This window comes from Lelliottia sp. RD5 (genome assembly GCF_056032945.1).
In genome coordinates this window covers 251,607-271,857 of sequence record NZ_JBVYHQ010000001.1, presented here as the reverse complement: position 1 = coordinate 271,857, position 20,251 = coordinate 251,607, and the positions used below count along the sequence as shown (strand labels likewise).

The following is a 20,251-nucleotide window of genomic DNA, read 5'->3' as shown; positions in this document are numbered from 1 at the left end:
TCGGCTCTATGGCCGAGGGGTCCCAGGCAGCGGGTTCTGTGTGCGGCGTACCGCAAATAAAAAAGCCCCGCACGATGGCGAGGCTCTTAATTCTGTCGTCAACCGAAGCTATGGCGACGATATCAGATTTACATGAAATGTATGCGATTTAATTGACTTTTGCAATACCCTGCTGCGAAAAAGTCGATTTTTGTTGTGATCGTGTTCTCACAGTGCAGAGAAGAGAATCGCCATCAAGCCGCTTAAAGATGGCGCACATGGCCCGCCAGTAGTCGGCGTAGTTATGACACCAGTTATCAGGTTTAACGCCGCACAGAGCCGCCAGGTCCTGGTGCTGATACACATCCTTACCCGCCAGCTCCGCTTTAACGTCCTGCGCCGCCAGCCATATCAGCTTCTTCAGGCGCTCCATCGTCTTGCCGGCCACCTTCTTAGCGCCGAGCTGTTCCCGGAACTCAGCCCACGCCCACTGGGTTATCGCCACCTGGTACTCGAAGTGGGTATTCTCGCTGTAGTTCCACAGCAGCCATGCTTTCTGGTGTTCTTCCAGTGACAGAACAGCGCGGCGCCACGATGCGGTGCCGAACTCTACCGGGCTGACCAGCGCGATAGATGAACCTTTTGCGCGGGACTGGCTGCCGCTCATCGCCGGGCCATCAGGGTTAACTTTCCGGCCGGTGACCGGGTCGGTGATTTTCTTCCGGCCCCGGCTGCGCGCCGTCGCGGTGAACTGCGCGTTTTCGGCGAAAGCTACCAGTTGCCCTTTCGTCGCCCCGCTCAGATCTGCGGTCGCCACAATGAGCTGCTGACGTACGTATTCCAGTTGCTGACTGTTCATGCGGCTTCCTTATGTGGCTGGTTGGTTTTGGTCTGGCTGTGCTTTGCTACTGGTGGCAGGTTGGCGCGCTTAACGCTTTCTGCCTGGTATCTGACAATCTGATCACGGGTCATTCATCTACCCTCTCGTTCTGCCAGAGAGGGAGTGGAGATTTATCCCCGGCGCGGCGAATGCGTGACTTGGCGTTCTTCTCAATCTGAATGAGCTTCTCGATGTTTTGGCGGCGCTGCTTTTCTTCCCTACGGAGATATTTCACGCTTTCCATGTAGCGTGACTCTTGGTCGCAGAGCGTCATAAGGAAGTCAAAAGGCTCAATCAACGTTTCGCACTTCCGGCAGCGTAAGGTCCGGTCTTTTTCGTTCACCCAAACAGTGGAGTGAAGGCACATGACTTTCTGACCTTCGCGCTGAATAACCAGCCCATCCCGCAGGTCGTTATTCTTCGTCGGGAAAGCGACAACCTTGCCCAGCTCTATTTCGGTTTCAGTGCTCATGCGGCCTCCTGCTGTTTCAGCGCGCGAAGGTCTGCTCTGGCCTTGGCGCGGATGCCGTCCAGTTCTTCACGGGTATATCGGTGTGTTTCGTTGTTGGATTCCAGCGCCAGCACGCGCTCTTCGCCAATCAACTCGACCAGGGCGGCTCGATAAGCCTCGATGTTCCCTGATTTGTGGACGTTGCAGGCGGAGCACTGGAGCCAGATATTGTCCGGGTTAAAGCGAAGCTGTGGTGCCGCGGCGGTGGTACGGTAATGCCCGGCATGCCAGGCAAACGCGGTCTTGGTTCCGAAGGAGATGCAGCCGTGCCCGGCGGTCAACAGCATTTCGCGACGCCAGTCGTTGAAGGCACGCTGAGTCATCTGCACCCAGTGACGGATCGGCTTCAGCTCATTACGACGCTTTGCGCGGCGCTGTCGACCAGCCTTCTCTTCGGTTCGCTGGCGCTGCGCTTCCTTCTGCTGAGCGGCTTCGCGGGCTTTTGCGGTCTGTTCTTTGCCGATCGCGCTGGCGCATTCGAAGCTACAAACTACCTGCCCGTTGCGTACCGGGTGGAACCACTGGCGACAGGATTTATGGGCGCACTTGCGGCGCGGTAACTTAGCCATGTGCCCTCCTCGCCGCGAGACGCAGCCATTTCTGATCCACCAGGTGGGCGGTATAGTCTTTCAGTGTCGGGATATCGGAAGGATTAACCGCTGGCTTACGCTTACGGCGCGCCGGAACGCGGAAGATTTCGTTTGTGATGACGCGGGAAAGCGGAGTAGACATCAGGCCTCCTGTTTATCGCGCAACTGCTGGTACTCGCAGCTCTGCGGAATGGTCAGGTGACAGCCGATATTCATCGCCCAGGCTTCGACTTTGCACAGGAAGATGTACATTTCTCCGGTTTCCAGCTCTGACGTATGGCGGAGGGATTGGACCGTGGTTACCTCTCCGGACACGACGTCTACCCGGTCCTTGCTTTCGTAGCCGAGATAGGTGTGCTTCATCGCGTCTTTGACCCACTCAGGCGTAGCGAAGGTCTTACCGCGGGCGATGAGGTACTCGCTGATTTCCGTGTACCACATGTGGCTGAGAGCGTTCTGCGACAGGCTGCGCTTCTCGCGCCACGGTTTGACTTGCAGGCGGAAACATTGCCCGGCATCCAGCAATGGCTGAATCTGCTGGCCAATGGTCGCGAAGTTGCCGCGATGGAGTTTGATGCCGTCTACTGGCAGAGTCATCGCCCCCTTAACGGAAACCGCAGAATGCAGAAAATCGCAGGTGCATTTCTGCATCTGTGACATGGTAAGGAGTTCAGATTGTGGTCGCATTTAAGTCCCCTTAAATGCGCAGAAGTCATCGAAGTTGTTCAGGCTCCGATAAATCAATTATGGTGGGTTGATTATTAAAAATCAAAAAAGAATCACGACTATTCAGCGGTTATGGTCACCCACCACTCCCCCATACGTGGGCCACCGGAATTCTTAACCGTAAAGTATCCCTTTAACACAATGACCCCGTATTGGCTATAACACTTGCTTGTTGATTTTGTATTTTTTTCCACATTTATGCATAGCGTAAGGCTGTTTTCCGTCGTAGCATCCTCGCCTTCGGAAAAATCCCTAAGCTTTTGATAACTTATGTAGATGCAAGAAACGTTTATCTCTTCATGCTCTACGGAGGAAGCATCTTGTTCATCGATACATATACTCAGATAAACCTTTCTGTCGATGTTATTGAACAGAAAATCTACAAGTTGCTCAACTTCCTGGCTAAATGGTTTCAAATTACACATCGTTCGGTGCGCATCCCTTACAGGGAACGACAGTTCTTTGTTTTTTTCGTGCTGCCTCCATGCGTAGAACAATGCACCAAACCCACTTAAAAACCCACCAAAACTTACTATGTCTGAAAAACTCATTTGAAAATTCACTCTGCAATTAATTAATCATTGGCACACATTAAACAAGTCCCCCTTAAAGGCCAAGTAAAAAAACAACCAGCATATGTTGAATATAAAGCACGAGCATCACGACGCTAAATGTACTGACTGTCATGGCGTCACCTGCGAAAATATTGATATATCATCAAAATCAGAACACCTACACTCCATATTATGCATATGCGCTGGAATAACGTTGCCATCGCCCATCCATCAACTTTCGTTATTTCAGCTAAAGCCAAGAAAGAAAAAACAATAGATGCAGATGACATCGCTGATCTAAACACCTCAAATCTCCTGTTGCAGTGCTCCAGCAATCACCCCTGCGGTAATTGCTGCCCATGCTTCGTTCATATCACGCCCTTTGATTTACAAGCAAAAAAATACCGCCATAGGGCGGTAGTTTAGGCGACTGGCAGGCCGAGTTTATGCGTTTTCGCATTGCTTTCGGTTGGCTCACCGGACTCGCTCCGGGGATGCTCCTCTAGCAAATTGGTTGTCTGACCTCTCAGCTTTTCGCGTATTAACCAAAACCCACCACGGCTCAGGCGAAGGCTGCTCACCCCCAGGGCGAGCCGGTAGCGTCTGGCACAGCCTCGCGCGCCACCTTCTGTACACTATCCAATCTTGGTTCATCCCCTGGTCAGACACTCAGATGTGGTGCTCTACAGCGGCATGCGGGGGAATACAAAAACTCGGACAAAATCAGGTCCTCCTTTCTGGATCACTCGCGGGGATAAATCTATTAAACATCTGTTTTGTGTAAGTTTCAACTATACAACATATGGTTTTTTCAGGCCTTCGGTTCCGCCGAAAGCCTGGCCGCCAAACACAATTACACCCCAGGTGCGCAGCACGAGCATCACGGCGTCGAATGGATTAAGCCTCCTTCACGGAAACTGCAGAATTCAGAAGATCTCAGAATCATTTCTGCATCTATGGAAAGGTGGGGATTTAGGTTGTGGTCTCATTTAATTCCCCTTAAATGCGCAGAAGTCACCGGAGTTGTTCAGGCTCCGATAACATGATTATGGCGGGTTGATTGTGTAAAATTAAACCTATAAACTCTATAAACTCTATAAACTCTATAAATACGAACATTAGAATTTATAAAACTTTAACCTTAGGATAATAAAAATGAATTTTTGGGATGATGAGTTTAGGTCTGAAATAAATGAAATATCAGGTTATATTCCTACAGTGATTTTCGTAAGCAAAGTAAAAGATGTTGATCTGAACACAGTCAATGAAGATCTATATATAGATGCTGTAATTGTTAAGTCTTGGGAACATTTTAAATATCTTTATCAATTCCGCAGAAGCGAGTTGGAAAAATTCACTCCATTTAATCAAAAGCATCTTTCTTCACGTGCATCACCATCTTTAACGGTTTTACAGGATAATAAGATTCATTTCTTATCTTTATTACTCCGTTTGATTCATGAGTTTTATTTTTGGGAACCAAGCAGAGAAGAACTTCCTGAAGTTATTCACACCATTGTTCTTCCTCGACTTGCTTCATTAACAAAAGAAAGCCGAATGGAGTCACAATTTTTGTGGATTTCACATTCAATGGCCACAGCGATCACCAGAGACTTGATTAATTCAAATGAATTTCAATCAATCAGAAATATAGCCCAAGATGTTGAAGCGTACGAGAATAAAATATCCACATTAAAAACTAATGAACTTGCGGATTTTGAGCAGCAAATGGATTCTCATACAAGTCAATCAAAATCACTTATTAAGACTATCGAGGACCTAGAAGTAGATTTAAAAAACTATGAAGCAAAGCTTAACGAATACAAAAACGAATATAATTTCGTATTATTAAGCAAAGCTTTTAAAAAAATGAGCACAGATAAAAACGCTGAATTGAAAGATGCAAAAAAGATAACATGGACGTTTACTGCCTTACTATCAATCCCTCCACTATTCACTTTTTTAAACCACGTTTATTCCTGGATTGACATTGGCACAGGGCTTAATACACTTACATTCTACTTGCCGCTCTTAACTATAGAATTATTGATATTTTACTTTATGCGTCTATATTACGGAGAGGTTAAAACATTAAATACACAACTCCTACAGATAGAGCATAGGCTCAGTTTATGTGAATTTGTACATGATTACATAGATAAGAAAAATGCAGATAAAGATAATAAATCATCATGGGATGCTTTCGAAGCGCTTATTTTCTCACCAATACAAATTTCAGCAGAGAATATACCTTCCTTGTTGGATGGTGCAAACGCCGTTGCAGATATTGCTGGTAAAGTAATGTCAAAGACAAAAATTTAAAAGCTATGCCAGTGCTCCTCAATAACACTGGCATATACATTTTTATGTTTCATAAGCGATGTTCGCAGGTAGTCATTCCGAACTATTTGGGTCCTCACAACCTTACTCAGCCTCAGGCTTTACGTTGTGCCACTAGGTTTTAATTACGAACTGTGAAATTCATCTCACACCACCCCGTTAGATTTGTTGCGGTTGTACTTGGCCTGCAGCAACTGGATCGGCGTCGCACCGTGCTGGGCAGCCGGTGCTGCAATTGCCCGGCGTACAGGCGGCACAGGCTTGCCCTCAAAGACGCGCTTCTCCCACATGTCCAGCAGATCGCCCGCCTCGCGTGCCAGCTCACCATGCGTCAACTGGCGTTCTGTGCTGCGGTGACGCAGCTCGACGCAGATGTGATACATGACCGGCTGGGACCAAGGGAATTGCTCACTGGAGGTGAACTCAAACGAACGTTTGCGCCAGTCCCAGTATTCGGCGATCACCTGGTCTAAGTTGATGCCCAGCGCCCCGCCACTCTGCTTGCACCAGGCGACGAACTGGCCCGGCGACGGCAGGAATGGGCGCTCCTGGCGGCGGGCAATGCGCATACCGGCATCGACCTGAGCCATTGAGTGGATCCCATTCTCCTGAAACGCCAGCAGCCACTGACGGCGGAATTCGTTCACGTCGGCCTGGTCTCGGAAGTTCGCCATGCTGGCCGGGAACGCAGCGCGCAGCTCGTTGAACAGCTTGTTGAAAACCTGCGCCAGCTGCTCGACAGGTCCACGCTCTTCGTACTGCTCAGGCAGGTTGTGGGCAATGCGGCTCATCTGCTCGCGATCGTGATGTCTCATCTGCTCGGCAAGACTTTTCATAGTTTCACCCCGTGAATCCAGTCAGTGTTGTTGAAGTCAAGACCTGGCTTATCAGAGCGTTGCGCTCCGCCTGCATTGCGCTGCATCGTCAGTTTGTCCCACTGCTTGCGAAGGCTGGCCGGGCAGAGGATGTTTGTGTGCCAGAAATGGTCTTTGCTTGCCCAGTCGTACAGGGAGCAGATTTCCTGATGGGTGCGGTTGTCCACCATGCGCATCAGGCGAATCGTGTTTGACCAGGTCTTCAGGTCAGCAGCTTTGCAGGATGGGTTGATCACCTGCACACGGCTGGAAATCCATTCAGCTGTTTTCAGGTCGTCAGCAGTTCCCCACTTAGCCCCTGTTGGTGTGTAAATCACTGCTTCTGGGTGAACAGACAAAAACCTTTTCAGGCGTGCGTCTGAAGATTCGCCAGAATGTTCTGACGAAGATCTTTTAATATTCTTGTTATTACCTTCTTGTTCATGATGTGCGGGTAATTGTGCGGCCTTATGTGCGGCATACCCCTCATAACCAGCGCCACTACTGGCTTCGCCATGTGCGCCTTTATGTGCGGCTTTATGTGCGGGTAAATCGTCCATTTTTTGAGCATATTCGACGTAGTTTGTGATGGTGATCACCCTGCCTTTTCGCTTCTCTCCTTCGATGGAAATCATCCCTTCGCGGACGAAAACAGACAGCATTCTCTCCACTGCGTCGCGGCTTGTCGGATTGCCCTGACGGTCACACAACTGAAGGCCAAGATCTGCAGCAGTGACGACCAGTTGACCGGGTTGCAGAGGCCATTGCTTGCCCTTGAAGAATGCCGTGTATGGCTGTCTGGCTGCGTCAATGAGCAGGTTCTCCCACAGCGCGCGCAGGAATACATCCTTAGCCCAGGACTTCTTCTTGATGCTCCGGTACAACGGGACATAACCAGACTTCTGGTTCTCCATCCTGTTGCTCCTTGCGGCTGCATGCGCCGCGAAATTAGCGTAAGCGACGTTCGACACAGTTAAACCTCCTGCGCCTGGCGTTTTTGATTAGCGTTTGTCATAATGACCTCGCAATTGACTGACGTTTGTTGCACCAGAAAGCTGTTGGTGTTCTAGCACCGCAGCTTTCGCCATTTCTGTAGTCTTCACATAACCCCCAGCATCGACGTGACCATCGTCATCAGCGGCCCTACCTGCTCCGGCATGAGGCGGAACAGCGATGCTATGCCCTCGCTTACCTCTTTCAGCTTCTGATGCTCAGGAGCATCAAGCAGGACAGCCTGCTTAGCCTCGGCACACTCTTTCATTGCAGAAGCGATCAGCGACATCGTGTCGTTCTGCGGCGCCAGGCGCGTGCGGTACTCCAGCGGCAGGACAGTCATGATTGCCGGTGTCAGCTGACGGACGTTCTCGCGGTACTGCTTTGAATCGAAGCGGTTATCCAGGAAGCGAAACAGCTTCTGGCGCGCCCGGCTGATATCTTCCGGGAAACTGATTGCAGTTCCGCCCTGCTCCCGGTATTCGTTGATAATCAGAGCCGAGACGACGTCCTGATTGTCCTGCGCCGACGACCAGGCCCGAACCGCATCACGGATCTTTTCGTGGTCTGGCACAGCTTTAGCTTGAGCGCGGTTTATCATCGCTCCAGGGTGTATTCCGGTATTGTGTTGATACGCAAGTGAATGCATTGCTTTCCCTTTCGTGGTTAGGGCCGCCGTTAAGCGGCTGTGTTATTTACCCCAAGCAGTTGGGCTAAATCTGGACGGATATCAGCTGGTTTGAGCTTGCCGTTGGTTGCAGTGACAATCTTCATTACGTAGCGCGCATCAATGCCTCCACCGTGCAACCAGCGCCATACCGTAGGTTGCGCCACGCCGCACAGGTCAGCTAATTTCTTCTGGCTACCAGCGATATCAATGGCCCGCTGGATGGTTTTGTTCGTCATATTCCAATTCCTATGAGTATTGGTGTGAATTGATAATAGCAATGCGTATTAATTTAGGCAATAGCTAAACGTGTTTTGACCATTAATACGTAAGCGTATAAATTAAAAATCATGAAAAAAGAAACTCTTGCAGAACGCCTGAATCAGGCAATGGAACTATCAGGCATATCTCAGGGCGCGTTAGCTAAGGCGTCTGGCGTTGCACAGCCCACAATCTGGAGGCTAACTAGTGGCAATGCCCGAGGCTCAACTAAAATCGTAGAGATCGCCAACGCGCTTGGCGTTCGCACTGAGTGGCTTTCAACCGGAGTTGGCCCAATGCGTGACGATGGTCAAATGCCCGCAATTTCGCAGCCAAAAACAGAGCTGGCACCTACTGACACCTTCCGTATCGAGGCACTGGACTTCTACGTAAGCGCTGGGCCAGGGGTCATCAACAGCGAGTTTGTAGAGGTGCTTAGATCCGTAGAATATTCAGTTGAAGACGCACGCAGGATGTTCAATGGCAGGAAGGCAGAACAGATCAGGATCATAAATGTTCGCGGTGACAGCATGTCTGGAACAATTGAACCAGGCGACTTGCTATTTGTGGATATCGGCGTCCAGCAGTTCGATGGCGATGGTATATACGCCTTTATCTATGATGATACCTCCCACGTAAAACGCCTGCAGAAGATGAAAGACAAGTTGTTGGTAATATCCGACAACCAGACCTACCGCCCTTGGGAGCCGATCGAAAAAGAAGAAATGAACAGAATCTTCGTATTCGGCAAAGTGATTGGTAGCATGCCTCTGACGTACAGAAAACACGGTTAACTTTTAGCCTCACGGCTTTTCACAGCAAGGAATATCATGAAAAAGTTCTTTATTGCAGCGACAGCAGCTGCACTTCTCTCTGGGTGTATGACCATTCCTAAACCAGTAAGTCTCCCAGCTTTCCCGCAAGCCGAGTATGACAAGTTGAAACTGGAAGGCTCAGAGAAATTGACCGGCCAGGCATTCCTTAAAACCATGGGCGGAGACGTGAAAGTAGCAGCCGGCAGCCAGGTTATCCTGATGCCAAAAACCTCTTATACCGATTTTCAGTTCGCTACCTGCATGGGGCTGACCCGCTGCGAAAAAGAAGATATGCGCGCTGCGAAATATGAGAAAGTCACGATTGCTGATGCCCAGGGTAAGTTTGAGTTCGATAACATTGCCCCTGGCGAATATTACGTTCAGACCAGCGTTACCTGGATGCGCCCATCCACATACGGGCTGGTGACTGAAGGCGGCGCGCTGATGTCTGCAGCATCAGTAAAAGCAGGCCAAAACAATACAGTGATGGTTACCCGCTAATCCTCCCTGTCATGAACAACCCAGCCATAGCGCTGGGTTTTTTATTGCCCACCGCAAGCCCCTCGCCAAACCAATACCATTCGCAATGAAAATACGACCCACATCTCAATCAACCGAAAAAATATAAAATTAAATTCCTTTAGCTATCAACGCATTAATAGCCATGGCTATTATTTAATATCAATACGTATTGCTATGAACAATACTCATCGCTATTATCAATCCATCGAAACGAAACATCGACAGCTGAGCGAAGTTAGCCAGCGGCGAACATCAAGTCGCCTGCTTTTTAACAACATGCAAAGTCGGAACAGCACTCAGTAATCCTGTTTAGACCCCAACGCAAAAATGCGGCGTATCACCGGCGGCGATCCGGTCGGTGAGAAGGCTACCCCCTCGCGAGAGCGATAAAGGCGTGGGAACGGGCAACACTGGCGGAATGAGAGGTGCGAAGCGCAAACAGATTTATTCCAGTCCATTCGAAGCTGAGTGGGCTGGGCTGAATCAACCACGCAACAAAGGAGCTTCTATGCGACGGCAAAGCTATATCGCTCACAAATAATCGGTACCACAAATGCTTTCGGAAACCCCGCCACCGTCGGGGTTTTTGTTGAGTGCTTTGGGCTGGCAGACGGTTATCAGCTAGTTGGTGAGGTAATGGCTCACCAAGGCAACGACGGCCTTTCCTGCTACTTGAAAGTGGGAAGCCAGCACCAAAGCATTTCTTCCGCATCAGCGGCTAACGACAGAGGGTAAGAGGATGAAATCGGAACTTACTTTCCAAGAACAGACGATCACCACTTACGACAATGGTGATTCCCGAATCTGGTTCACCGGCGAACAGATTTCTGCGCTACTTGGATATGCAGATGAAAAGCAAGTGAACAAGATTTTTCAGCGTCATAACGACGAGTTCACTGACAGCATGACCACGCTGACCAAAGTGACGATGAACGGGATAAACAATAGCTTACGTGAAGTTGACGTGCGTTTATTCTCTCCCCGCGGCGCGCACCTCATTGGCATGGTTTCCCGTACGAAAGTAGCCAAAGACCTTCGGCGCTGGATGCTTGACCTGGTGGAAAAAGAATCTGGCGTCGAAATTGTTCCTCTCGATGTGAACGGGCTGCTTCAGATGACTGGCCAACAGATTCACAACCAGATAGCGGCCTTTGATGACCTTTCCTTCAAACACCGCGGGCAAAAAGGAAGTGGCCTACTGGCTCAGCGTAAAAAAGACATCAAGCGCGTAAAGGAGGCGACAAAGCTGGCGCTGCAACTGACCCAAATCGCCATACCTGACTTGGGAGAATTCACCGAGGGTGAACCAGCATGACCCCGCAGGAATTCATTCACAAAAATATCACGACCGAGCTGATAAAGCTGGGCTACGACGAGAACGCGGCAATGACCGGTGCAGACATGGCAGTTGATCATTACCGGCGCTGCTCTCAGGCAAGCCGCAAAGGAAGGATCTTCGACGATTGCCTCTACATCGCCAAGTTGTGGGCAGGCAAGCAAAAGACAAAACAGAAGAAATGACCCGCTCCGGCGGGTTTTTCATACCTCACCGTTCTCGATGAGTGCGGTTAGTTATGACAACCGGCGGCCATCCACCGCCCATTAGCGCAGAAGTCTTGTTTAACGTTCGGCGGCGCGGCCTCAAGCGCGGAGATGACTATGAGCACACAAAATAACGGTGGCCCAGCGTTCCCTTACTCCGGGGTTCACAAGGGCGAAAGTGTAAACATGATAATCGACAGTCATGGCATGACGCTGCGCGGCTACTTTGCGTCAAAAGTTATGCAGGGAGTTATGGCAAGCGGTACGGCAATGAGCATTGGCACTAACCATGAAGAAGCGATGCTTGATATGGCCAGGGCATTTTACTCAATGGCCGACGCCATGGTCAAAGCTCGGGAGTTGCCATGACGGTCAACCACAACGGCAAGCAGCACACCGCCAAAAAGCTCAACGATAACGAGTGGAAGCTTACGTCGGTATCCAACCCTCGCGAAAAACTCGTACTTAGTCGCTGGCAGATGCATATCGCTGGCCTCCTGCAACAGGTTGAGGTGAAGGCATGATCGGAATGCACTACGGCACTACCCCGCTCATTCGCCAGTGCGTCACGCCCGGCATGATAGCGCTGCATGAAGGCCGTACCTATCGCGTGTCAGCAGTCATCCAGGAGCGCAAATGGGTGTACCTGCACACCGATGCAGAAATCATCCGGCTCAGTGACTGCGTGATTGACGTCCTTCTGGACGGTCACGGCAACCCTATCCAGCACTAACCCCCTACTCAACCGACCAGGCTGGCTTTATGCGGCCGGGATTCGCACGCACTTTTTAAGGAGTCTTTATGCAACCTTATGAGCGATTAACCTCTGAACGCCTGGCAAGTTTGCCAGAAGGATCCCGTCTCAAACTTGGTGGACAGGTCATCAAGCTTACCGGGCGCGGGTCATTCACTAACAGCGCCGGTCGCACCGAAAGCATGATCGAATATGTCGATTCGCGCGGTGTGCCGGGCAGTTTTTCCGAAAGCATCTTTCTCGATTCGGCCACCGAGCATCTCAACTCGGTGATGTGCGCCTGGTGCGGCGCGCGTCGACACAAGAGCGATTGCAACGTGCAGACCGTTTCGACCTACATGTCGACGAAACAAGAACACTTCTGCACCGATAAAAAATGTGCAGAGAAACACTTCAATCAGAACCCCTCACGCGCAAAAAATTCACGGAGAACGAGATGGTAACTCAGCAGAACGGATTGCTGATGGTTGCCCTGCTCTGCCTGCTGTATGACCTGCAGCCGGCAGACCTCGAATCTCTGGCCCACCAGCTCGCAGAATTTGACGCAGTTAACGACGCAATAACAGGAGTTATGCCGTGCTCGATGAACTGAAAGCCCGAATCCTTAGTCGCTGTAAATCAACGCCAAGCGGTTGCATGGAATGGAGCGGCTCTGTCGATGGTTGTGGTTATGGAACTATCCGCAGCAATGGAGTGCTCGTGAAAACACATCGCATCATGGCTGACGCACCAAAAGGGACGGAGGTCTTGCATTCTTGCGATAACCCTCGCTGCTGCAATGTGGAGCACCTGTCTCTGGGTACTCATGCGGACAACATGATTGACCGTTCTCGTAAAAACCGTATGGGCAAACAACAAAAGCTCACACCAGAACAGGTGCGCGCCATCAGGAAAAGCAATAAGCGTATCTGCGATCTAGCGCGGGAATATGGTGTTGTCCACTCCTGCATTATCAATATTCAAAAGCGTCGCCGCTGGGCGTGGCTTGAGGATTAATTAATGACCTTACGTATCGTAGACACAGAAACGACCAGCCTGGAAGGCAGCGTGCTGGAAATTGCCAGCGTGGATATTGTCGACGGCATTATCTGCAACCCGATGAGCGACTTTGTTAAGCCTACTGAGGCAATTAGCTTTGAGGCGATGGCTATCCACCACATCACCGAAGATATGGTTGCTGATGCCCCGCTGATTGGCGAAGTTATCCATCGTTACCTTGGCGCGCAGGCTTACGTTGCACACAACGCGAAATTCGATAAGTCGAAGCTTCCACAAATTGACGGTCCCTGGATTTGTACGGCAAAGCTGGCGCGAGTCCTTCTCCCCGATCACCCAAGCCACAGCAACCAGTACCTGCGTTACAGCCTGGGCCTAAAACCTGAATTGCCTGAAGGGCTGTATGCGCACCGCGCGCTCAATGACTGCTACGTCACCGCGGAACTGCTCTTGTATATGGGCCGCCTGGCCAAGTGGACGATGGGCGAAATGCGCGCAATTTCAAACAACCCGTCACTGATAAAAGCGATCCGCTTCGGTAAGCATAAAGGGCTGACGTTCGAGGAGATTGCGAAGGTCGACCCAGGCTATCTGCGCTGGCTGTCCAGCAACAGCGACGATGAAGACATCCTCTTCACCATCAAACACTGGCTTAAGGGGTGATTTATGGCGGTGATGACTCTCATCCTTGCCGATTCCGGGTATGGCAAGACGTACAGCCTCCGCAACGTTAATCCGGAAAATGCCATTCTGGCACGCTGTATTCGCAAGGCTCTCCCGTTCCGCAACACTGGCTGGAAACTCCACGGTAAACGCCTGCCGGATAACTCGGTACAGCGCGGGAACGTGGTTGATATCCGTAATGGGCGGCATCTTCTTGACGTCATTCGTAACGCAGCGCAAAGCAGCCGAAAGATGCTGATCATCGATGATTTCCAGGCAGTGATGCAGCACGAGAACATGGACCGGGCCTACGAAACTGGCTACACCAAATTCACCGAAATGGCGGAGCACGCCTGGCGCATTATCGAAGCGGCAACCCAGCTTCCGGACGACTTCCGCGTCTATTTCCTCGCTCACACCGAAGAGAGTGAAGGAAAAATCAGAATGAAGACCGTCGGCAAGATGCTCAACGAAAAGCTCACACCCGAAGGCTACTTCCCTATCGTTCTGCGCATCATCAAGCGTGACGGCAGACATCTTTTCCTGTTGAAGGGCGACGACAACGACACCGTGAAATGTCCTCCTGACCTGTTCGGGCCAGAAGTGACGGACATGGACAACGACCTGGCCGAGTTCGACAACGCAATTTCTGAATTCACAGATTTATAAGAGAGATAACGATGAACCAACCAATCAGCTTTACCTGGAACCAGCAGTCGGCAGAAGCAGCACTCAAAGCAGGATCTTCCGCTGGCATTTCAGAAACCGGCGCATACGAGGGGATCATCACCTCTGCTGTGTATGAGTTCGGCAAGGATGGCTCACAGTCGCAGGCTCTGGTTCTTTCGCTCGACGCTGACGGCCAGAAAGCTAACTTCCTGCGTATCAATTTCCTCGGTCGCGACGGCAGCCAGACGTTCGGTATGGGCCTGATTGCCGCGATTATGTGGGTCGCGCAGGTTAAAGACGCTCAGGCGCAACAGCGCCAAGGGCCAAACGGGCCGGAATGGTGCCTTCCGGCGCTGGAAGGTAAGCGTGTAGGACTTTTCTTGCAGAAAATTCTCACCACTAAAACGACGGATGGCAGTGACAGCTACAAATTTGAAGTGCGCCACGTTTTCCAGCCGGGTTCGCGCCTCACATACAAAGAATTCACCGATAAAACGCCTGCCGAAGCGATCGCCACGCTTGAGCGAACCATGAAAGATAAAGATGACCGCAAGCCTCACGATTCTTCACGCGGCGGCTGGGGTGCATCTTCGAATAACAATAGTAGCTGGGGCAACAATCAGCATGACCCTAACGCGGTCCCTGACTCTCGCCTGCAGCAGGCTAATCGCCAGCTTGCGCAAAGCAATCAAAACCCGCAGTTCGACGATGACATCCCGTTCTAGGACACCTCGTTATGACCCACGCTCACGACGACATCAGGGTTGGCACGCTGTGCCTTCCCTTCATTGGTAACGGCTGGCTAATGCCATGGGGTGAAGTGGTCAGCAATCCATCAAAGGCTCAGCGGCTCGCTGAGGAGTATCGGGAAAGGCAGGAGGCGGCATGACGGTTGAAGCACAGGAGGTATGTAACGAGGAAGCTTGCGATGATTCGCCGAGGGCATGGCAGCGTCCGTTCCTGAAATGGGCTGGCGGTAAATATTCGCTGCTGCCGGAACTGGATCACCTAATTCCTGAGGGTAATCGCCTAGTTGAGCCATTCGTCGGCGGCGGTTCTGTTTTCCTCAACTCCGAAAAGCACGAGTCTTTCCTGCTGGCTGACGTCAACGCAGATCTGATAAATCTCTATCAAATGCTCGATGTTGACCACATCAGGGTGTGGTCTCTGGCTAAAATTCTTTTCCAGCACTCCAATAGTGAAGAAGCATACAAAGAGCTTCGCGACGAATTTAACCATCAGCGTATGGGCGCCCCAGAACGAGCCGCTGCTTTCCTCTTCCTCAATCGACACTGCTTTAACGGTCTGATCCGCTACAACCGCGATGGCTTCTTTAACGTTGGCTGGGGCAAGTACGAATCGCCCTACTTCCCTGAGGCTGAGATTAAGGAATTCAAGCAGAAGTCGCATAAATGCGTATTCATGAATGCGGGATTCCGTAGGACGCTGGCGCTGACCGGTGACGGCGATGTTGTTTACTGCGATCCACCATATGAGCCTTTACCTGGTACCGCGGGTTTCACTAACTACGCTGCTGGCGGTTTCTCCTGGGCTGACCAGATCTCACTGGCGGAAAGTTGTGTTGCAGCCCACCAGCGAGGCGCCAAGGTCCTCATCAGTAACTCAACAGCACCGCGCATTCTTGAGCTTTACGGGGAGCACGGTTTTACCCTCCATCATGTTTCTGCCCGACGGGCGATATCAAGCAAGGGCAGCACCCGCGAAACCGCAAAGGATATTGTGGCCACCCTGGGAGTTTAGCAATGACACCAGAAGCTGATAATGCGATCCGCACCGCCTGCCGCCGCTGCACCGAGGAAATTCAGAAGGCCATGCGCAAGAAGCCAAAGCCTAACTGGAACGAAACAGTGCCGCCCATCATCCGGAAACACCACCAGCAAATCGAACCTCTGGGAGTTAGCCTCCTGGAGTTCATCTCATACACCGGCCGCCTTAACGGTCGGTTTGGAGCCGAACAATGACAACAAAAAAATGGGGTCATAACGAGCTTGCTGAGCATTTACGCCAGAACACAGCGCGCATCTGCTGGGAGGACATGCAGCTTGGGCCCGCCGGTACGTGTCGACCTGATGTCTACTCTATTGCTCACAGCTACAGCAAGTTCTGCCCTGTGGTCTATGAGGTCAAAGTCAGCGTAAGCGATTTCCGGGCTGACGTTACGGCAGGTAAATACACCAAATACTTCAACTACGCAGGCGGCGTTGTTTTTGCAGTTCCTGAAGGCATGCTCAAGAAAAGCGACATCCCAGATGGTTGTGGCTTGATGATCCGGAAGGAAACTGGATGGCATACCCTCAAGGGGCCGACAATGCGCCAGATTGATACCCTTCCTCGCGATGCCTGGATGAAGCTGCTTATGGATGGCATGGCCCTGCAGGCAGGGAGAACCCAAATAAAAAGCCGCGTAATCAACACCTACCTCAGCGACCAAAAACTAATGAAGCGACATGGCAACGAAATCGCCGATCTTGTTTGTCGAGCACATCGGTCGAAGGAGCGCCTAGAGCAGCACATTAGGGATAACGATGAAAGGCTGAAGAACCTGCGCCAGGAAAGTGAAGAGGAGTTGCAACGCCGACGTAAGCGCCGGGAGGAATCGGAGGAAAGGTTAACCGACGCTCAGCAAGATCTGGCGAAAGCGCTTGGCCTCGACCCGAATGTCCCTATGTATGTTCTGACAAGGACGCTATGGGAAGCAACGCGCCGACTGACCGAGGATGAAGAGATAAAGAGGTTACGAGGAATATTGTCCAACCTTGGGCGCACGCTGAATGACGGTCTGAAACCATTGCCCGGGGAGAAAGCCGCATGAACAGAGCCTCGCCCGTTGATTTGAGGAAAAGCCTCGAAATTGCCAACCATCTCGCGCGCATCGGCATTCGCTTTGTGCCGATCCCGGTAGCGACTGAGGAAGAATTCCAGACGCTGTCCGCCGAGCTATCGAGACGGCTTGAGCAGATGGCGATCGAAGCCGAGAAGAATGAAGGCGGTGCAGTATGAAGGCACGACTAACAGGGTCGCTATCGCGGCCTTTTTTATTGCTGGCGTTCACCTTCAACCGTATTAACCGACAGTTCCGGGAGCATTGACCATGGCCGACATCATCGATACCGCAGCAGAGATTGAAGAGCTTCAGCGTAACGCTGCCCTTTCCGCTCACCGACTCAACCGCAACGCAGTATCTGCGGAGCATTGTGAAGAGTGTGGTGACAAACTTAGCGATGTGCGGAGACAGGCTTACCCGGGCTACACGATGTGCGTGAGTTGCCTATCGGAACACGAGTTTAGAAAGAAGAAATTCCCTTGGAAAAGAAAAAGCCCCGCTGATGCGGGGCCTTAGAATGTGGTGCGGGTGGTGCTACCCCTTCAGTTACGATTAAGGCCGGGTACAGACATGCTTAAGGATCTACAGATCAAATGGACAGGAATGCATACCCGCAGCGTACACCCGCAACCTACCATCATCATTGGGCTAAGCCCAAACACGAATCCGATCATAACTAGCCCCTTTATCATATATGCCATTACTGGAATTAGAGTAACGAGGTCAGCAGTCACAGCCATGACTTTGCATAGATCCTTGCGCAATAGTAATCCCAGCACAAGGAATTTTGTTATCTATAAAGATGAGGTATCTATTATTCACAAATGCGAACGATTGTCAACAAGGATTTTGGCTGAAGCAACTGATAGCCAGTTATGAGCTGACTATTGGGTGCGAAAGCACTGCTCCGTTATCCCCCATTTGCCCGGCCACGCGCCGGGCATTCTTTTTCTGGAGAACACAGATGAATGACAGCATTCTGGTCACAAGCGAAATCCTTGCACGCTACAAAATTTCGCGTAGCACGCTTTATTTCTGGAGCACTCCGGAACGCATGCCGGCGGCTTTCACCTGCCCTTTCCCAAAACCTACGATTCCAGGTAACCCTAAGCGCTGGAGGGAATCAGAAGTCAAGTCCTGGGAAGACAAGGTCAACTTCACTAAAGAGGATACCCAATAATCTCCTCCAAATGCTTCTGCCAGATATCAAGCCACTGATGCTGATCATCGAGATAGTCATGCAGGTTGTATCTGGCCATTATCCCTCCCATCTGATGCCCCATCAATTTTTCAATTACGTGTGGCGGAGCGCCAAGCTCAGACAGCCTCGTGGCTACCGTTCTCCTGAGGTCATGCAGTGACCACTGCTTCATGTTCGCTTTGCGGATAACCTGAGCTGAATACGTAGAAACTAACCCCTGGCCTGGCGGTATATCATCTTTATTCCTGAACTGAACTGGGGTGAGCACATGCCTGGTAGCGGATCCGCGTTTGTGCTCCTGAATCAGCCGCGATGCAGCTTCAGGTAGCGCCCGCCTGATCGTTTTACCAGTTTTATAATCCTCAGCAGGAACGGTCCACGTCCTGGCATTAAAATCAAACCAGTCCCAGCGTGATTTCCTTATTTCCGCTGCGCGGCAACCAGTCAGCATCATAAACCTGACGACGAGTTGCTGTGACGGAGGGAATGAAAATAGCGTATCCCAGACGACCTTTATCTCATCATCCGACAGCATCCTCTCTTTCATTTTCGCAGCTATGCCGACGTCAGATTTCCTCAGCGACTCAAGAGGGTTCGTTTTGATCACCCCGCGGTTGTGACAGAACCTGAATGCACGCTTGGTGAGAGAAAGCATCTCACCGGCGATTACTGTCCTGCCCATGGCATCAAATACTTCCAGCCAACTGCCTTTCACGGTCTGATCAACAATCGACTTCCCGATTTTGGGGCTGATGTGTTTTCGAAAGCTTCGGTTGTTGTCGTTGATTTTTATCAGGCCTTCAGGGATGCAGTAATGCTTAACCCAGTAGTCGTAAGCCTCATCGACTGTGATCGCGTCAATACGCTCATGTCTTTCAACCAGAACCTTCTGGCGCGGGTCATAGCCCTCGCTAATCCATGTCCGGAATTGCTGCCTTCTCTCTCTGGCCATAACCAGTGATATGGCTGGGTAATCGCCAATGCTTAGTTGCACCGGTTTCCCCTGCCATCGATATCGGTAGAAGAAAGTTACTCCGCCAGTTATGCTTAATCTGACGTTGAGTCCGTTTGAATCCGAGAGAACTTCAACCTTCTCTCTGCGCTTCCCTAGCGACTTCCTGAGTTTGGTATCTGTGAGCACCGTGTACACTCCTGAGCAATGTACGCAGCAGTGTACACAAATCACTTAAATTGCATCCATTCAAAATAAAGCATCCTAAAACACTATAAATGGGAGGTTGGGTATTCAGGCGGGTTGTTGGCAGATTTGGTAAAACAAAATAAATCACGATAAACGATGTTGAAGCGTAAAAGCATGCCTCAGGACGATAAACACTAATCCCTGTATGCCAGACGGTACGCCGTCTGGCCATTTGATACCCGTCTGATTTTCGTATTTCCCACCGCGTATAAATCATAGTAGCATCCCGCCTGTCGTCTTCCGTCACGAGCATAAATTACAATGACAACAACGAATGACGCCCCTCAGGGCGAACTGGTTTTACGCACACTTGCAATGCCCGCCGACACCAATGCGAACGGTGACATCTTTGGCGGTTGGTTAATGTCGCAAATGGATATGGGTGGCGCGATCCTGGCAAAAGAGATCGCGCACGGCCGCGTGGTGACGGTCAGGGTCGATGGGATGACGTTTTTGCGTCCGGTTGCGGTGGGTGATGTGGTCTGCTGCTACGCCCGCTGCGTCAAGCGCGGTAACACCTCAGTTTCCATTAATATTGAAGTGTGGGTCAAAAAGGTGGCCTCAGAGCCAATCGGCCAGCGCTACAAGGCGACTGAAGCGCTGTTCATCTATGTAGCGGTGGATAACGACGGGAAACCCCGCCAGCTTCCACAGGTATAAAAAAAAGCCTCCATCGCGGAGGCTTTTT

At 51.0% G+C, this 20,251-nt stretch carries 34 protein-coding genes; 22 read left to right on the top strand and 12 right to left on the bottom strand.

The window, feature by feature from the left end; translation table 11 throughout:
- Nucleotides 1–148: 148 nt before the first annotated feature.
- From AC0LWE_RS01455 to AC0LWE_RS01425, 7 genes are all read right to left on the bottom strand, one after another.
- Nucleotides 149–838 carry a bacteriophage antitermination protein Q gene (locus tag AC0LWE_RS01455; protein WP_474264668.1) on the bottom strand — a complete coding sequence of 230 codons (690 nt, stop codon included), beginning with the start codon at nt 836–838 and terminating at the stop codon, nt 149–151.
- The gene (locus tag AC0LWE_RS01450; protein ID WP_157500249.1) at nt 835–951 is read right to left on the bottom strand and encodes a hypothetical protein; all 117 of its coding nucleotides are present in this window, start codon (nt 949–951) and stop codon (nt 835–837) included. Before AC0LWE_RS01450 ends, AC0LWE_RS01455 begins: the two co-directional genes overlap by 4 nt.
- Entirely contained in the window at nt 948–1,331 is a 384-nt protein-coding gene (locus AC0LWE_RS01445; RefSeq protein WP_474264666.1) for a hypothetical protein, read from the bottom strand. Before AC0LWE_RS01445 ends, AC0LWE_RS01450 begins: the two co-directional genes overlap by 4 nt.
- Nucleotides 1,328–1,939: a recombination protein NinG gene (locus AC0LWE_RS01440; protein ID WP_474264664.1), complete on the bottom strand. Its 612-nt coding sequence runs from the start codon at nt 1,937–1,939 to the stop codon at nt 1,328–1,330. The genes AC0LWE_RS01445 and AC0LWE_RS01440 overlap by 4 nt, the downstream gene beginning before the upstream one ends.
- Nucleotides 1,932–2,102: a NinE family protein gene (locus AC0LWE_RS01435; RefSeq protein WP_474264662.1), complete on the bottom strand. Its 171-nt coding sequence runs from the start codon at nt 2,100–2,102 to the stop codon at nt 1,932–1,934. The genes AC0LWE_RS01440 and AC0LWE_RS01435 overlap by 8 nt, the downstream gene beginning before the upstream one ends.
- Entirely contained in the window at nt 2,102–2,557 is a 456-nt protein-coding gene (locus AC0LWE_RS01430) for a YbcN family protein (RefSeq protein ID WP_474265145.1), read from the bottom strand. Before AC0LWE_RS01430 ends, AC0LWE_RS01435 begins: the two co-directional genes overlap by 1 nt.
- A 188-nt stretch (nt 2,558–2,745) precedes the next feature.
- Entirely contained in the window at nt 2,746–3,237 is a 492-nt protein-coding gene (locus tag AC0LWE_RS01425) for a hypothetical protein (protein ID WP_474264660.1), read from the bottom strand.
- 1,158 nt (nt 3,238–4,395) lie between these two features.
- Between AC0LWE_RS01425 and AC0LWE_RS01420 the strand changes: the two genes are divergently transcribed.
- The gene (locus AC0LWE_RS01420; RefSeq protein WP_474264658.1) at nt 4,396–5,562 is read left to right on the top strand and encodes a hypothetical protein; all 1,167 of its coding nucleotides are present in this window, start codon (nt 4,396–4,398) and stop codon (nt 5,560–5,562) included.
- 164 nt (nt 5,563–5,726) lie between these two features.
- Here AC0LWE_RS01420 and AC0LWE_RS01415 read toward each other — a convergent pair whose 3' ends face one another.
- The 4 genes from AC0LWE_RS01415 to AC0LWE_RS01400 form a co-directional block, all read right to left on the bottom strand.
- The gene (locus AC0LWE_RS01415; RefSeq protein ID WP_474264656.1) at nt 5,727–6,416 is read right to left on the bottom strand and encodes a replication protein P; all 690 of its coding nucleotides are present in this window, start codon (nt 6,414–6,416) and stop codon (nt 5,727–5,729) included.
- A complete protein-coding gene (locus AC0LWE_RS01410; RefSeq protein WP_474264654.1) occupies nt 6,413–7,348 on the bottom strand; it encodes a replication protein in 936 nt (311 codons plus the stop codon). The genes AC0LWE_RS01415 and AC0LWE_RS01410 overlap by 4 nt, the downstream gene beginning before the upstream one ends.
- 185 nt (nt 7,349–7,533) lie before the next feature.
- Complete coding sequence (locus AC0LWE_RS01405; RefSeq protein WP_474264652.1) at nt 7,534–8,076, bottom strand: toxin YdaT domain-containing protein; 543 nt, start codon at nt 8,074–8,076, stop codon at nt 7,534–7,536.
- 29 nt (nt 8,077–8,105) lie between these two features.
- Complete coding sequence (locus AC0LWE_RS01400; protein ID WP_474264649.1) at nt 8,106–8,333, bottom strand: helix-turn-helix domain-containing protein; 228 nt, start codon at nt 8,331–8,333, stop codon at nt 8,106–8,108.
- Nucleotides 8,334–8,444: 111 nt separating this feature from the next.
- On the opposite strand from AC0LWE_RS01400, the gene AC0LWE_RS01395 reads away from it, so the two are divergent.
- The 20 genes from AC0LWE_RS01395 to AC0LWE_RS01300 all read left to right on the top strand — a co-directional run bounded on the left by AC0LWE_RS01395 (nt 8,445) and on the right by AC0LWE_RS01300 (nt 18,341).
- A complete protein-coding gene (locus AC0LWE_RS01395; RefSeq protein WP_474264647.1) occupies nt 8,445–9,149 on the top strand; it encodes an XRE family transcriptional regulator in 705 nt (234 codons plus the stop codon).
- Between the two features lie 36 nt (nt 9,150–9,185).
- Complete coding sequence (locus tag AC0LWE_RS01390) at nt 9,186–9,671, top strand: lipoprotein (protein ID WP_474264645.1); 486 nt, start codon at nt 9,186–9,188, stop codon at nt 9,669–9,671.
- 760 nt (nt 9,672–10,431) lie between these two features.
- A complete protein-coding gene (locus AC0LWE_RS01385; protein WP_474264643.1) occupies nt 10,432–11,007 on the top strand; it encodes a BRO family protein in 576 nt (191 codons plus the stop codon).
- Nucleotides 11,004–11,213 carry a hypothetical protein gene (locus AC0LWE_RS01380; RefSeq protein ID WP_474264640.1) on the top strand — a complete coding sequence of 70 codons (210 nt, stop codon included), beginning with the start codon at nt 11,004–11,006 and terminating at the stop codon, nt 11,211–11,213. Before AC0LWE_RS01385 ends, AC0LWE_RS01380 begins: the two co-directional genes overlap by 4 nt.
- A 138-nt stretch (nt 11,214–11,351) precedes the next feature.
- Nucleotides 11,352–11,603, top strand: a complete 252-nt coding sequence (locus AC0LWE_RS01375; protein WP_474264638.1) for a hypothetical protein — start codon at nt 11,352–11,354, stop codon at nt 11,601–11,603.
- Nucleotides 11,600–11,758 carry a hypothetical protein gene (locus tag AC0LWE_RS01370; protein ID WP_474264636.1) on the top strand — a complete coding sequence of 53 codons (159 nt, stop codon included), beginning with the start codon at nt 11,600–11,602 and terminating at the stop codon, nt 11,756–11,758. The genes AC0LWE_RS01375 and AC0LWE_RS01370 overlap by 4 nt, the downstream gene beginning before the upstream one ends.
- Entirely contained in the window at nt 11,755–11,967 is a 213-nt protein-coding gene (locus tag AC0LWE_RS01365) for a cell division protein FtsZ (RefSeq protein ID WP_446029104.1), read from the top strand. The genes AC0LWE_RS01370 and AC0LWE_RS01365 overlap by 4 nt, the downstream gene beginning before the upstream one ends.
- A gap of 68 nt (nt 11,968–12,035) precedes the next feature.
- Nucleotides 12,036–12,431, top strand: coding sequence for a hypothetical protein (locus AC0LWE_RS01360; protein ID WP_449557247.1), 396 nt, complete (start codon nt 12,036–12,038; stop codon nt 12,429–12,431).
- Nucleotides 12,425–12,580 (top strand): hypothetical protein, encoded by a 156-nt coding sequence (locus AC0LWE_RS01355; protein WP_474264634.1) that lies wholly within the window; start codon nt 12,425–12,427, stop codon nt 12,578–12,580. Before AC0LWE_RS01360 ends, AC0LWE_RS01355 begins: the two co-directional genes overlap by 7 nt.
- A complete protein-coding gene (locus tag AC0LWE_RS01350) occupies nt 12,565–12,984 on the top strand; it encodes an HNH endonuclease (RefSeq protein WP_474264632.1) in 420 nt (139 codons plus the stop codon). The genes AC0LWE_RS01355 and AC0LWE_RS01350 overlap by 16 nt, the downstream gene beginning before the upstream one ends.
- Nucleotides 12,985–12,987: 3 nt before the next feature.
- Nucleotides 12,988–13,647 (top strand): exodeoxyribonuclease X, encoded by a 660-nt coding sequence (gene exoX, locus AC0LWE_RS01345; RefSeq protein ID WP_474264630.1) that lies wholly within the window; start codon nt 12,988–12,990, stop codon nt 13,645–13,647.
- 3 nt (nt 13,648–13,650) lie between these two features.
- Nucleotides 13,651–14,316, top strand: a complete 666-nt coding sequence (locus tag AC0LWE_RS01340; protein WP_474264628.1) for an ATP-binding protein — start codon at nt 13,651–13,653, stop codon at nt 14,314–14,316.
- A gap of 11 nt (nt 14,317–14,327) precedes the next feature.
- Complete coding sequence (locus AC0LWE_RS01335; RefSeq protein ID WP_234593501.1) at nt 14,328–15,041, top strand: hypothetical protein; 714 nt, start codon at nt 14,328–14,330, stop codon at nt 15,039–15,041.
- A gap of 11 nt (nt 15,042–15,052) precedes the next feature.
- On the top strand, nt 15,053–15,205 hold the full coding sequence (locus AC0LWE_RS01330) for a DUF1317 family protein (RefSeq protein WP_474264626.1): 153 nt from the start codon (nt 15,053–15,055) through the stop codon (nt 15,203–15,205).
- The gene (locus AC0LWE_RS01325; RefSeq protein ID WP_474264624.1) at nt 15,202–16,077 is read left to right on the top strand and encodes a DNA adenine methylase; all 876 of its coding nucleotides are present in this window, start codon (nt 15,202–15,204) and stop codon (nt 16,075–16,077) included. The genes AC0LWE_RS01330 and AC0LWE_RS01325 overlap by 4 nt, the downstream gene beginning before the upstream one ends.
- 2 nt (nt 16,078–16,079) lie before the next feature.
- Nucleotides 16,080–16,298, top strand: a complete 219-nt coding sequence (locus tag AC0LWE_RS01320) for a hypothetical protein (protein ID WP_279063226.1) — start codon at nt 16,080–16,082, stop codon at nt 16,296–16,298.
- Nucleotides 16,295–17,149 carry an MmcB family DNA repair protein gene (locus AC0LWE_RS01315; protein WP_474264622.1) on the top strand — a complete coding sequence of 285 codons (855 nt, stop codon included), beginning with the start codon at nt 16,295–16,297 and terminating at the stop codon, nt 17,147–17,149. Before AC0LWE_RS01320 ends, AC0LWE_RS01315 begins: the two co-directional genes overlap by 4 nt.
- Nucleotides 17,146–17,337 (top strand): DUF1382 family protein, encoded by a 192-nt coding sequence (locus tag AC0LWE_RS01310; RefSeq protein WP_474264620.1) that lies wholly within the window; start codon nt 17,146–17,148, stop codon nt 17,335–17,337. The genes AC0LWE_RS01315 and AC0LWE_RS01310 overlap by 4 nt, the downstream gene beginning before the upstream one ends.
- A 91-nt stretch (nt 17,338–17,428) precedes the next feature.
- Nucleotides 17,429–17,677 (top strand): TraR/DksA family transcriptional regulator, encoded by a 249-nt coding sequence (locus AC0LWE_RS01305; RefSeq protein ID WP_474264618.1) that lies wholly within the window; start codon nt 17,429–17,431, stop codon nt 17,675–17,677.
- 448 nt (nt 17,678–18,125) lie between these two features.
- Nucleotides 18,126–18,341 carry a helix-turn-helix transcriptional regulator gene (locus AC0LWE_RS01300; protein WP_474264616.1) on the top strand — a complete coding sequence of 72 codons (216 nt, stop codon included), beginning with the start codon at nt 18,126–18,128 and terminating at the stop codon, nt 18,339–18,341.
- Here the strand turns inward: AC0LWE_RS01300 and AC0LWE_RS01295 are convergent.
- Nucleotides 18,322–19,503, bottom strand: a complete 1,182-nt coding sequence (locus AC0LWE_RS01295) for a tyrosine-type recombinase/integrase (RefSeq protein WP_474264614.1) — start codon at nt 19,501–19,503, stop codon at nt 18,322–18,324. The genes AC0LWE_RS01300 and AC0LWE_RS01295 overlap by 20 nt on opposite strands.
- 321 nt (nt 19,504–19,824) lie before the next feature.
- On the opposite strand from AC0LWE_RS01295, the gene yciA reads away from it, so the two are divergent.
- Nucleotides 19,825–20,223 carry an acyl-CoA thioester hydrolase YciA gene (gene yciA / locus AC0LWE_RS01290; protein ID WP_012017669.1) on the top strand — a complete coding sequence of 133 codons (399 nt, stop codon included), beginning with the start codon at nt 19,825–19,827 and terminating at the stop codon, nt 20,221–20,223.
- Nucleotides 20,224–20,251 lie beyond the last annotated feature (28 nt).